The 12,743-nt window shown below is 47.4% G+C and carries 13 protein-coding genes; 5 read left to right on the top strand and 8 right to left on the bottom strand.

The window, feature by feature from the left end; genetic code table 11:
* Positions 1-97: 97 nt before the first annotated feature.
* Positions 98-904, top strand: a complete 807-nt coding sequence (locus DN748_RS12215) for a DUF4349 domain-containing protein (RefSeq protein ID WP_161554553.1) — start codon at positions 98-100, stop codon at positions 902-904.
* 79 nt (positions 905-983) lie between these two features.
* On the opposite strand, the gene DN748_RS12210 is transcribed toward DN748_RS12215, so the two are convergent.
* Both DN748_RS12210 and DN748_RS12205 read right to left on the bottom strand, forming a co-directional pair.
* Positions 984-2,465, bottom strand: coding sequence for a hypothetical protein (locus DN748_RS12210; protein ID WP_112372109.1), 1,482 nt, complete (start codon positions 2,463-2,465; stop codon positions 984-986).
* Between the two features lie 80 nt (positions 2,466-2,545).
* Positions 2,546-2,998 carry a VOC family protein gene (locus DN748_RS12205; protein ID WP_112372108.1) on the bottom strand — a complete coding sequence of 151 codons (453 nt, stop codon included), beginning with the start codon at positions 2,996-2,998 and terminating at the stop codon, positions 2,546-2,548.
* Positions 2,999-3,279: 281 nt separating this feature from the next.
* Between DN748_RS12205 and DN748_RS12200 the strand changes: the two genes are divergently transcribed.
* Positions 3,280-4,419 (top strand): alkaline phosphatase, encoded by a 1,140-nt coding sequence (locus DN748_RS12200; protein ID WP_201741474.1) that lies wholly within the window; start codon positions 3,280-3,282, stop codon positions 4,417-4,419.
* Between the two features lie 71 nt (positions 4,420-4,490).
* Here DN748_RS12200 and DN748_RS12195 read toward each other — a convergent pair whose 3' ends face one another.
* A complete protein-coding gene (locus tag DN748_RS12195; RefSeq protein ID WP_112372107.1) occupies positions 4,491-4,781 on the bottom strand; it encodes a YciI family protein in 291 nt (96 codons plus the stop codon).
* Between the two features lie 48 nt (positions 4,782-4,829).
* Positions 4,830-5,597, bottom strand: a complete 768-nt coding sequence (gene map, locus DN748_RS12190; protein WP_112372106.1) for a type I methionyl aminopeptidase — start codon at positions 5,595-5,597, stop codon at positions 4,830-4,832.
* Positions 5,598-5,808: 211 nt separating this feature from the next.
* Here map and DN748_RS12180 point away from each other — a divergent pair, with 211 nt between their 5' ends.
* From DN748_RS12180 to DN748_RS12170, 3 genes are all read left to right on the top strand, one after another.
* Positions 5,809-7,146, top strand: coding sequence for a carboxylesterase family protein (locus tag DN748_RS12180; protein WP_112372104.1), 1,338 nt, complete (start codon positions 5,809-5,811; stop codon positions 7,144-7,146).
* A 115-nt stretch (positions 7,147-7,261) separates the two neighbouring features.
* The gene (locus DN748_RS12175; RefSeq protein ID WP_112372103.1) at positions 7,262-7,843 is read left to right on the top strand and encodes a DapH/DapD/GlmU-related protein; all 582 of its coding nucleotides are present in this window, start codon (positions 7,262-7,264) and stop codon (positions 7,841-7,843) included.
* 378 nt (positions 7,844-8,221) lie between these two features.
* Positions 8,222-8,641 carry a hypothetical protein gene (locus DN748_RS12170; RefSeq protein ID WP_112372102.1) on the top strand — a complete coding sequence of 140 codons (420 nt, stop codon included), beginning with the start codon at positions 8,222-8,224 and terminating at the stop codon, positions 8,639-8,641.
* A gap of 161 nt (positions 8,642-8,802) precedes the next feature.
* Here DN748_RS12170 and DN748_RS12165 read toward each other — a convergent pair whose 3' ends face one another.
* The 4 genes from DN748_RS12165 to DN748_RS12150 all read right to left on the bottom strand — a co-directional run bounded on the left by DN748_RS12165 (position 8,803) and on the right by DN748_RS12150 (position 12,700).
* On the bottom strand, positions 8,803-9,600 hold the full coding sequence (locus DN748_RS12165) for a hypothetical protein (protein ID WP_112372101.1): 798 nt from the start codon (positions 9,598-9,600) through the stop codon (positions 8,803-8,805).
* A gap of 45 nt (positions 9,601-9,645) precedes the next feature.
* Positions 9,646-10,617: a DUF5829 family protein gene (locus tag DN748_RS12160; RefSeq protein WP_146746608.1), complete on the bottom strand. Its 972-nt coding sequence runs from the start codon at positions 10,615-10,617 to the stop codon at positions 9,646-9,648.
* Between the two features lie 316 nt (positions 10,618-10,933).
* On the bottom strand, positions 10,934-11,194 hold the full coding sequence (locus tag DN748_RS19005) for a hypothetical protein (RefSeq protein ID WP_146746607.1): 261 nt from the start codon (positions 11,192-11,194) through the stop codon (positions 10,934-10,936).
* Between the two features lie 228 nt (positions 11,195-11,422).
* Entirely contained in the window at positions 11,423-12,700 is a 1,278-nt protein-coding gene (locus DN748_RS12150) for an APC family permease (RefSeq protein ID WP_112372098.1), read from the bottom strand.
* Positions 12,701-12,743: the final 43 nt, after the last annotated feature.

The following is a 12,743-nucleotide window of genomic DNA, read 5'->3' as shown; positions in this document are numbered from 1 at the left end:
ATTGACCGGGGCGGTAAACAGCTAACGCCGAAGCACCTGCTTTATTTTCGGGACGGAATATTTTATATCTTTATACTGATCAGTAACCCATATGCTCATGAAGCACCAGTTATTCAAATTTGTTGCCATCGCTTTGTCCCTGTCCTTTACCGGCTGTACAGACCATGCCGGTTCTACCGGTTCCGGAATGACGGAATCCGAAGTGTCCCTGGCCCCGGCGTCTTCCTCATCCGGGGAAAACAAGGTGGAAATCGCGGAAAGAAAACTTATAAAAGAAGGTAATATCGAATTCAGGACCGACGACCTCGGGGCTACGAGGGAGATCATTTACCAGGCTGCGGACAAATACAATACCTATATCGCATCAGACCAGGAGTTCAACAACCCGGGATCAAAAAGGAATACCCTGACGGTTCGTGTTCCGGCAGATAATTTCGATGCTTTCCTGGAGGAAATCACCAGGGACGTAGACCAATTGGACCACAAGCAGATAAACGTCAGGGACGTCACCGAGGAGTTTCTCGATATACAGGCCAGGCTGAAGACCAAAAAAGAACTTGAGATACGCTATCTCGAATTGTTAAAGCAGGCAAAAAATGTGACCGAAATACTGGAGATCGAAAAACAGGCAGGCATACTGCGGTCGGAGATCGAATCTGTTGAAGGACGGCTTGAATATTTAAAGAACAGGGTCTCATTCTCTACCCTGACCATATCATTCTATGAAACCCTGCCCGGGCATACCGGGTTCGGACACGAGTTCAGGCAGGGATTCCGCAATGGCTGGGACAACCTGGTATGGTTTTTCGTCGCCCTGACAAATGTCTGGCCTTTTGTCCTGATTGGCGTGGTACTGTTCCTGGTGATCCGGAAATGGAGGAAAAGGAGAAAAGCCGGAAAATAAAAAAGTTACGGCCGCATGAAGCGGCCGTAAAAATGGTATCGGTTTAACAGGTGGTCTGTATTCTTTGACGGTATCCGGATTATTCAATAGTCACATATATCGTGGTTGAACATCTCTGGTTAAAATCAGAAATAACCACAGTGTATTCTCCCGGTGCCAGTCCGCTCACAACAGGGCCCTCATCTCCTGTACTCCATGTATAGCTCAAAGGCGCGTTTCCCCTCGTAGGCACTACCGTAGCCGTATCGCCGGATACCTCTATATCTGCTGCCGGTCCTGCTCCTTTACAGTACGTCTGCACTACTATGGGAAGGGTTCCCTCTATACGGTTTGAGTTCCCGGGAGCATAGGTATAGGTCAGGGAGGTTTCTATTTCATCTCCTTCCATCCAGTCCGGGTTGAGAATATTCATGGCGATATGAATACTTCCATCGGCATATGCGAGGTCGGTGAAGCTAACATCCGGACCTGAAACACCAAAACCGACATTCATGAATTGTTCTTCCGCAAGCAGGGCAACCTGTGTTTCCGCTTCTTCCGGAATGGAAACCGGTGCGGGCAGAGGTTCCGCAGTGAAATATTCGGGTACGGCTTCGCTGTTGGCGGCAATAACGGGATTGATCTTATCCGTAACCAGGGTATTTAACCGGTGGATGACCTCAAAACTCTCCGCAACGATCCCGGTAGCCCCCTCCTCATCGGAAGCCTGCAGGCCACGGGTGCCGAGGTTCAGGGCAAACCCTCTTTCTGTTCCGGAGACAAAAACCACCCTGCCATTATCATCTTCCGGTTCCCTGAATTCGAGAAACAGGTTTGTCGCCGGGATATCGAGAATTTCCCTGCATGTGGTTACGGCAGTGTTGAGTTTTACCAGTGTTATTGCGTTGAACAGAATGGAAACCGGAGGATGTTCTACCGTATTTATTGCTACTAATGCCGAAGCCTCCATATCCCGGATATGCTCTTCACAGGACGTAAGCACATCTTCCGGTGCCATCCGCTGTGAAAGATTACTGTCATCAGTGTTAAAGTTGGCCGCATAGGCTTCTGCCATGGCCTGTTTGTCGGAAGCGGAAAGGGAAGCGTAATACGCATTGAACCCTTCGAAGAACTGTTTTAAGCTTTCATCTTCTATACTACCGGCATCAATAGTACTGATCTCGGTAACCAGGGGAGTAAGTACCTCGTCCGGGGTGCCGGGCAGTTCCGTTTGTTTCACCTCATAGCTTATATGGAGATCGAGATCAGGCACCTTCAGGAAGTTGTCTTCCCCTACTTTGGCCAGGTCTGATAAAACCATGAAAACCAGGGTACTGTCCGTTTCACTTCTAAGTGCTATCGCATGGTCGTTAAAGGTGCCTTCGTAGCTTGCTGCACTGGCTCCCTTTTTATCGATGGTAACCAGCTGAGAGGTATATACGGTACCTCCGTCTTCGAATTCTTCCTCTTTCGGCGGGTCTTCTTCTCCCTTTTTATCGGTGAGGTTATCATCATCGGAAGAACATGAGATCATCACCAGGTTAAAAAGAACAATAAACCCGGGGAGTATAAGTCTTTTCATAATACAATTTATTTATCGGTTTATGTGGTATAAAATTATCCGATAAACAAATTGCAGGAAATACCCTGCAGAGGGTATTTTTATTGCGCATCATTGATCTCTACCCAATATCCGTCCGGATCGGTAATATAGATCTGCTTTACGCCATCTACCCGGTTGGTAACAGCCTGTTTTTCTCCCTGCCAGTCTTCGTAAGGGATCTTGTTCCTGTTGAGGATCTCTATAAAAGCGGGGACAGACGCTACGGAAAAACAAAGATGGCTGTTCTTGTCGTGTTCTGTGGCAGTTGTTGCCCCCTGTATTAAATGCAGCTGCACACCCGAACCTATGGAAAACCAGGTATGTTTACCGTCGTGAAAGGGTTCGGGAATAGTATCCAGCCCGATAATATCACGGTAAAAGTGCGTGCTATGGGCCAGGTCGGCGACATACACGGCAATATGGTTGATTACGGTCCCGGGATTATCTTCCTGGGCAGTGAGTTGAAGGGATAATAAAGAGCATAAGGCAAGTAACAATAGTGTTTTTTTCATGAGTACAGGACTTTACAGGATTGATATCAGCTATAAGCATTATTGCCATGAAACCGGCAAAAGGAATATGGCCTTGTTTAAAAAAGAATAAAGATAAGTAAAAGTGTAAATTATTAAACCCGGTCCGGTATTTCCCGATCAATAAATTACAATCATACCCTATGCGGACTTAAACAAAAAATCACACAAATATAAAGTAGGGTAAGAGATATTACTCCCGGAGGTTTACTAAATTTGGAAACAAGTAATTATACTCAATAACCTAAATTTACGACAATACCATGAAATTACTCACCAGATTAAGTGTCCTTACTGTTCTTTTTGTCATTTCCGGTTGCAGCATCAATGTCAGCCCGACGGTCAAAACCGACCTGGAAAACGGCGAGATCATTATAAACCAGAACGGGAAACGCCCTAAAAATGTCATCCTGATGATCGGGGACGGTATGGGGGTCACCCAGGTTTCGAGCGGGATATACCGGAACAAATCGCTCCATGTGGAGCGGATTGCCAATATCGGGTTCAGCAAGACGAGTTCTTCTTCAGAGCTCATCACGGATTCTGCTGCGGGGGCCACTGCATTTTCCATAGGCGAAAAGACGTATAACGGCGCCATTGGCGTAGATAAGGACGGAAAACCGAAAGAGACCCTGCTGGAACTTCTGGGGAACGATGGCTATGCTACCGGGCTCATTGCTACCTGTGCCATTACCCACGCTACCCCGGCCAGTTTTTTTGCCCACCAGTTAAAGCGAAGCATGGAAAACGAGATTGCCGCGGATATGGTCAATGCCCCGGTAAACCTCTTTATAGGCGGGGGAAAGAAATATTTTGAAAACCGCGTCGATTCCAAAAAGAAACCGTTTGACAACCGGAATATTATCCGTGAACTGGAAGACAAGGGTTTTTCGTTTATCGATGACCTCGATGCTTTGAAAACCACAGCCGGCAAGGTGGGCTATTTTATAGCAGACGATCAGCCCGAGTCTATCCTGAAAGGACGCGATGATATTTTGCCACGCTCGATAGCACCATCCGTCCGTCACCTGCAAAAGGAATCGGATAAGGGGTTCTTTCTGATGGTGGAAGGCTCACAGATCGATTGGGGCGGCCATGCCAACGATGCGGAATATATCATTACGGAAATGATCGATTTTGACCAGGCCATCGGTAAGGCACTGGACTTTGCGGAAGAAGATGGTAATACGCTTATTGTAATCACCGCAGACCACGAGACCGGGGGATATTCCCTGCCGGCCAGGGAGGGCAACTATAACGAACTGGACGGAAAGTTTACCACGGGCGGACATACCGGGGTTATGGTCCCCGTATTTGCCTATGGCCCCGGTTCGGAAGCCTTCAGAGGTATCTACGACAACCACCAGATCTATCACAAGATCAGGCAGGTCCTGGGGAAATAACAAATACTCCCCGACCGCAGCATATTATTACCAAAGATCAGGCCCCGTTATCGGGGCTTTTTTCGCAGCCCTTATGATCCTGAAAAAGCCTTTAAATGCTCACTGACCCTGCTCAGTGCAAATTCCGTGATTTCAGTACCGGCAACATCGTGCAGTATAAACGGGTCCTGCTCCATAAGGCGCTCCAGGGCCTCCCTGCTTTCCATTGAAGACAGTATTATCCCGCCGGTACGCGGGACTTTCTTCCCGGACGCCAGGAAATTCCCGTTTTCATACTGCTCATTTACAAAAGCCATATGTGCCTGAAGATGAGGTTCCACCTGATCGAAGGAAACCTTATAGGTTAGGTTTACTATAAACATGGTATTCTTTTAAAAGGATGTCTGTATATTGCTATTGCTGATACCCTGTCATTCATTGAGTATTCCGTTTTTTTCGGTGAGGATTAAAGGTTTACCATCGGTAATGACAATGGTATGTTCGTGCTGAGCCATAAAACCACCCCTGTTCCCCGTCATAGTCCATCCGTCAGCGAGGGTATCGGCATAGGTAGAGGTCGTTGCAATAAAGGTCTCCAGGGCTACTACCGAATTTTTCCGGAATCTCCGGCGGTCGAATTTGTCTTTATAATTGAGAAGGTCTACCGGTTCTTCATGCAAACTTCGCCCTATACCATGACCTCCCAGGTTTTTGATCACCTTATATCCCCTTTTTTTAGCTTCGGTTTCCATAAGGTGCCCTATTTCCGAAATCCTGATACCTCCGCGGATGTTTTCAAGGGCTTTTTTCAAAACGGCTTTAGAGGCATCAACGAGTTTCTGATGCCGGTTAATATCCCTTCCCAGCACAAACGACCCGCCGTTGTCTGCCCAGTATCCGTTGAGCTCGGCAGAAACGTCGATATTGATCAGGTCTCCTTCCTGCAGTACACGGCTGGCGGAAGGTATACCATGACAGAACTCCCCTCCTACACTTATACAGGTATGTCCCGGAAAACCATAGGTAAGAAAAGGCGCGGATCTTGCCCCGAACCCGGACAGGATTTCCGCCCCGTAATCATCGAGCTCTTTGGTGGTCATTCCGGGCCTGGCATAACCGGTCATTTTACGCAGTGTATATGCGACGGCCTCACTTGCCTTTTGCATTCCTGTTAATTCGGATTCCCTGGATATGGACATAGAAAACTCTTTTAATACCTTATTTACAAAGGTATGAACAAAATCCTTTTGTACAAGTCTGTCAGTACCGGTACATCATACTATCGGGCAGACCTTGAAATACTCCGGCTCATGTACCGGAATATCTTTGTGCAGGGACCTGTTGTTACCATGCAACATGATAAAAATTCATATTTTTGTGTTTCCGCAAACCCCCTGACATTTTCTACTGATGATGAAGAACATTGTTTTTGAGACTTCGCTCGGCCCTGTGGAAGGATGGCGGGATGGAAATGTGGTCCGGGCTACCGGTATCCCCTATGCAAAAGCCAGCCGTTACCACCTTCCGGAAGAAGTGGCCATTTCCCCGCTTCCTTTTCCCGCCGGAAAAAAATCACCGGCCTGCCCCCAGAATCCTTCCCGGAAAACCAGGGCGCTGCTGGGCAGGGATATTCTCGAGGGCATAACACTTACGGAAGACTGTCAATATCTTTCCATAACCCTTCCCGGCATACCCCCTCCTCCTTCCGGATGGCCCGTTATGGTATGGGTTTACGGGGGATCGTATACATCAGGTGCCGGAGATTCCCCGGTATATGATCCGTATCCGCTGGTAGAAGAAAATGAGGTTATTGTGGTCAGCATCAATTACAGGCTGGGGGTTATGGGGTTCCTGGGAGGATATCACAATATCCCGGCAAACCTGGGGCTTCTGGATATTATGGCTGCCCTGAAGTGGATCCAAAAGCATATTCCGGCATTCGGCGGCGACCCCGGAAATGTTACACTTTTCGGACAATCGGCAGGGGGCGATGCCATTGCACACCTGATGCTTGCGGAAGATGTGGGGGAACTTTTTCATAAAGTCATCATACAAAGTGCTCCCCTGGGTATCAGGAAGAACAGGGCCGCGATGATCCGGAAAATGATCTCACATGCCATTACCACAGCCGGTTCCGCAGATATTGAGGATCTTCTGAAACTTCAAAGCGACCTGGTACTTTCGATGAAACGTTTCGGAATAAAGGGAGGTATGCCTTTCGGGGTGCAGTACGGCCATTACCCGTTGCCCCCGGAAAAAGACGCCGAAAAAATATGGCGGCAGCGTTCCGGACAATGGAAGGTACTTATAGGCTGGACCGAGCGGGAGACCTCCGTCTTTGTCCCTTTTGACAAAAAACTCAAGGCTGTCGGCCGTATACCCGGCCTTGGAAAACCCGTACTGGAATGGCTGATCCGTAAAACCACAGATCGCATATACCGGAACCCGGGAAAGGTCTTTGCCTCCGATATTGCCGCCGGAGGCGGTGTGGTATACCGCTACAGCATACACTGGGGAGACCGCAACAGTGGTATAAGGGCCGCCCATATTTCAGATATTTCACTGTTATTCGGCCGTAAGGGTCTCTGGGAAAGTTCGGCTTTCAGCCAGGGAAAATCACCGGAAGAACTGGAACAGGCCGGCAGGGAAATCCGGCAGATATGGTGCCGGTTTGCCCGGACCGGGGCCCTGGACGAACACAGGAAAATCCCCGGAATTATAGAATACCGGAGGGTGCATGCGTCATAAGGAATGTGCAACAACCTGTTATGCTTCTCTTGAAAATCAATAAAGAGGAGTCCGGAAATATTTAGTCATTTCTGCCGGAGGAATATTATTTTTACATTGAAAAAACAAACAGAGAATGGAAGATTACAAAGATATTTTCGAACGGCTCAGGAATGGGGAAACCATACCTCCCGGCGATCCCGAAGCCTCTAAAATGAGGGAAGCCTCTTATGCCACGAAGAAACTGCTACTCCGGATGAACCAGTCCTCAGACCCCGGTGAGATCAGGGATTTGCTGGGCCGGATCACAGGTTCTGAAATTGACGAAAGTACCGCGGTGTTCACCCCTTTGTATATCAACTGCGGAAAGCATATCAAAATAGGTAAGAACGTATTTATAAATTTTGATTGCACTTTCCTGGGGCTGGGCGGTATTACCATAGAAGACGATGTCCTGATCGCTCCCAAGGTCAGTTTGCTGTCAGAGGGCCATCCCCTGTCACCGGAAAACAGGCATTCACTGGTTCCGGGGCATATCCGTATAAAAAGGAATGCATGGATCGGTGCCAACGCAACCATCACACAAGGGGTAACCATTGGTGAGAACTCTATTGTGGCAGCAGGTGCCGTGGTGACCAAAGATGTTCCCGACAACGTCATTGCAGGAGGTATCCCTGCAAAGATCATAAAGAGCATTATTGACGGGGAACGGGAGTAAATCATTACGGACCTGAAATCCATTGGATTTTAGTTATCGGGTTCGTCAGTCAGGCAGCATTCACACTCAATACCCGTACCGGCATCGGGCCCATATGTTCTCAGAGTATGGCCTTAATCCCTATCGATATATTCCGGCCGGGTAGCGGGGCCAGGTATTTCAGGTAGGAGTTCTGAGGCCGGGAACAACGACGGTATTCCGTTTGCCTATGCACTGTACAGCAATGACGAAACACACTTTGAACTGGAATCCCCCGCCATACCGGCAAACGGTACCACGTGGTACCTGCCGGAAACCGGCGGTGAAGTATCGGTAAGCCTGGAGGGCGACCTGATCACTTTTGCAGGTACAGAAGGTAACCCGACCCTGCAGGAGGAAGTGTCTTATGACCTGGAACCGGCATTGCTGAAGGACGGGTTTCCTGTTGCGTCCACGCCTTTCCGGGTAATATTCATCCCGCAGATCAAGTTTTTCTACGGTATGTATTTTCCCGAAGATGATATGAGTATTCATCTCGATTTCCTTCATTTCGCACTAACAGGCGGCTCCAAAACCAGTGCACCTGCATTCTACCCGGCGGAATATAAAAGTACATTCGAGATCGTCAGTATCAAAAAAGACGGGGAACTGTTCGATGATACCCATGAAATTTTCGGTATCATCGAAGACACGGGAGAAGTTACGACCAGGGAGAACGATACCCTTACTCCGGGACAATACGAGTTGACCATCAGGGCCGTTTCCACTACCGGACTGGAACTTACCACTACGCTTACCCTGGCAATGGAGTCGTATTAAAGATTTTACTGAATGTCAAACAGCCCCGGGGTATTTTCTCTCCAGTAACCAGGAGCTGTCTGAGAAATATAATCCATCTCAGACAGCTCTTTTTATTACCGGTAATTCAGTTTATAGTTATTGATTGTCATTCTCCCGGTGTTATCAGCAAACGGGTTTCCCTATTCCTTCAGGATAACAGTTCGCTCTACGCTGTTGAAGTCTCCGGGAAGCAGGGCGCCGTTCCCGTCGAGCAACTCCAGTTTTACGGTCACCTCTCCCTTTGGCAGCCCTTTGACGATATAGGGAGCCCATTCGGTGAGGTCGAATTCCTCGCCGTTGATGGTAGCCCGGACAAAATTCCCGTTTTCAGACAGGGTCGTATTCAACAGGTAAAAATCCAGCAGGAGGTTTTCGGTATCCTTACCGCTGTATTCTCCCTTGGGACGGCTATAGATCAAAGTGGGTTCACCGAGATCCACATTCAGCTGTCCGGTACTGTCCCCTACCACTATTTTTTCGGCGATAAAGGCATTTTCATTTTTTACACTTTCGTGGTAAGACCGGCTCAGGAAGGTCACCAGGTAATGGGTTCCTTCCGGGAGCTCCTTTTTAAAGGAAGTCTCATAATGGGCTGCATACGGCTGGTTGTCCAGGATAAAGTGAATATGCTGTCCGTCGCCGGAATTTGCCAGCTGGCCGGCCAGGTCTGATGCCGTTTGCGTTCCGAGCTCGTAATTCTCAAGCTCAAACTCAAAATCCGTCCCTCCCTCGGCAGGTTCTATTTCAGGTTCAGCGGGTTTTACCATTTTTAAAACAGCATCGGAGTATTCCGGAGAACCTTCCAGTTTTTCAATGGAAATGCTGCTTTGAACGGTATCGGTGCTTACTGTCTCCTCTGTTCCGGAGCTCTTTTTCTGGTCTTTACAGCCTATGGCCAAAAGCAGGAGAGCCATTAGACTAAACATTTTTGATTTCATGTGTTTTGCTTTTTTGATGTTTATACTCTGTTAAATGGTCTGTTATTATGGATACGGGTCAAAGATCCAACGGGTTTCAAACCCATTATTTTTTATGGTCAACTTCCCGAAATGGAGTACCCGGTCATCCCTTTGATTGAGCAAACCGTCCATTCGGGCAATTCTGCTATCCTGAAGTGCTTCATCCAGGAGGATACTGATCTGTACATCACCTACAGAAAATAAGATGTGGTTTTTTCCTGTTTCCTTATGAAGGTTTCCCAGTAACTGCAATTCCCGGGCAATACGAAAATGGTCTGCCTTGTTGCAATGAATTTCAATCCTCGTAATTTTTTTGAAAAGCCTGTCGGGCTTATAGGCTGTTTTTAAAAACCGTTTTGCCGAATAATCATCGGCTTCTTCCCGGTGCAGGGCTTTCAGAAACCCGGGGTTGTAATAGGAATACCAGGTAAACAAGTTGGTGTCCATCCCATAGGTATAAAAAGCTTTGTACCACACGGTTTCCTCGTCATTTATCGTGAATGAGGCCGTATCGCTGCCTTTTAAAAACTTAGTCTCCGTCTCTTTAAGGATGGGTTTATTGTCCAGCGAGAACTCTTTCCCGTTTAGCGAAAATCCTATCCCGTTCTGCCCGATGGGTTCCTGAAACCTGTTGTGCGGCCCCAGGATTTCAATATAGTCTTCTTCACCTCTCAGGTATACCGAGGTTGCCGATTGGCCGGGCGGTTCAAAGCCCGGCAGGCCAAGGTCTATTCCGGCATAAGAGCCTTTTATAAACGGATGGGATATAAACCGGGCATATGAACTGCTGTCCAGTACCACGTAGAAATGGTCAAGGAGTACCTTGTTTTTCACCTCCCGGACCATGCTTCCTGTTTCCTCCTTATTGACAAGCGAGTTCATCCGTCCGCTTTTTTGCTCTTTACAACTGAACAGGAGAAAGCAACCGATAAAAGCGAAACGGAGCCACTTCATTCCATGTCCCGATCGGGCGTATTTCAGGTCTCTGCAAATCATTTTCCGGTATTATATTCTCGTTAAAGATTCGTATATTCTATATTTAGGTCTAAACAGGTCCTGTCTTTTTGTTCTGCCGTAAGATTCCTAAAATCCTTCCACTGTAAACTCAATATAATGGAAAAGGCTCATGTTGTAAGTGGTATTTGTGTAAACCACTCCAAAATAATAGCCCCCGTTTGCCCATGCATTATCCCCGCTGACAGGATTGGGAGGAGTATTATTATCACTGGCACTGCCGATAACCAGGTTGGGAATACGCCTGATCCAGGTAAATGTATCCAGGTCGAATACGGCAATGGTTAAGGGAGGAATTTCATGCCGGGGGCGGCCTGGAGAAAAGATGATCGGGAATACCGGTTTCGATATATACGGTATGGTATGCTCCCGCAACTTCCCTTCCCGGAACGTGTACCGGGTGCTCAGCCCGGAATTGTACCGTATCTGACGAAAGGAACGGGATATGATTATGGGTCATGATATAGTCGCACAGGGTACAATGAACCACCTGATTATCATCACCGTGCTGGTGCGTCAGTGCGTGTACCCCTGCTGTCTTTACAGCAATAAAAAACACAAGGAGCAAATAAGCAACACCGTATTTAATGCGACTGATTCTCATTTGATATCAAAACTATCAATATAAGAGAAGCACTTATGTTAAAGATGTGTTAAAGATGTCTTTATTCGGGAATGCAACCCAGGGCTCACTGTCCTGAGCATTTGCGATCAGTCCTGAAAATATAAAAAGAAAAGGGATGAATTTGTTTAACATATTATTTTTACCTGAAAGTATCTGTCTTTATTATTTACTTGTCTTTTTATAAATGTATTCGAACAGAAAACTACAGCATACAATACCGATGGCGATCAGCGCTCCTGATAAATTAGCCTGTAACTGCTGTGCTGTCAAAACGATTAAAGCGATGGAACAAAGTACGGTGGCCACCAGGGTGATGATCCTGCTTCCTTTTATCTCCTTAGCCTTTTTAAAAGCTGCGTAGTTGACCATAGCGAAAATCAGCAGGAACCCGATGCTCCCGGCCGTAGAAATGCTTTCCAGATTCAATATGTTTGCAATGAACAAGGTCAATACGGTGGTAATGGCCAACCCTATGGGCTGGTTCCATAATTTTTTGGTAAGCTCATGGGGAGATTCATCATCTTCCGCCAATTCGTAGCTTACCCTGCTTCCCCCGTATAAAGATGCGTTTATGGCTGAAAAAGTAGAGATCAGGGCTGCGATGGTAATCACTGTAAAACCCGCTTTTCCCAGCATGGGCCTGGCAGCTTCGGCCAGAACATAATCCTGGGCTTTGGCGATTTCACCGAATGGCAACGACCCGACAGTGATCACGGCAATAGCCATATACAACGCAACAACAAATAAGACAGAGCCATAGTAAGACCTCGGAATGTTTTTTTCAGGGTTTACGATATCAGGAGCTGCATTGGCGATCAGTTCAAAACCTTCATAGGCTACAAAAATCACCATCCCGCCCGTGATAAGTTTTAATGGAGTTTCCCAGTTTGAGACGGCCAGCTGGCCGAGGTTTTCGTTCCCCGCCAAACCGTATGCGCCTATGGCCACAAAGGAGAGAAGTATTATTAACTTTATGATTACGGCATACGATTCTATCTTACCTACCACGGTGATACTGTAATAATTGATGGCCGCGGCAACCAATACGATCAGGCTCATAAAGATATGGGTATCCGTTGTCTTCTCTCCGGTAATACTCAGCAGGTTTGGCGCATAGGAACCAAAGGCGCTGGCATAGAGCGACAGCATGATCACATAGCTTATCCACAGCAGGTTGTTCAGGCCGCCGCTAAATACCCCGACACCAAACCCCGCATTCATAAACTTGACGGTCCCTCCCCTGTCCGGGAATTTCAAGGATAGTTTTGCATACGAATAAGAAGTCAAAAATGCGATGGTTCCCGCTATTAAAAATGCGATCGGGGTACCTCCCTGTGACAGTTCTACTGCCAACCCCAATACGGCAAAAATCCCGCCGCCCACCATTCCACCGATCCCGATGGAAACGGCTTCTTTTAATCCTATCTTTCCCGTTTTCATAATTCGGCTGTTTTGTAGTGATCTTAAATTTACAAATATTGCT

The organism is Sinomicrobium soli (assembly GCF_003285545.1).
GTDB lineage: Bacteria > Bacteroidota > Bacteroidia > Flavobacteriales > Flavobacteriaceae > Sinomicrobium.
The sequence above is the reverse complement of the archived record's forward strand: the minus strand, read 5'-3'. Positions and strand labels throughout refer to the sequence as shown.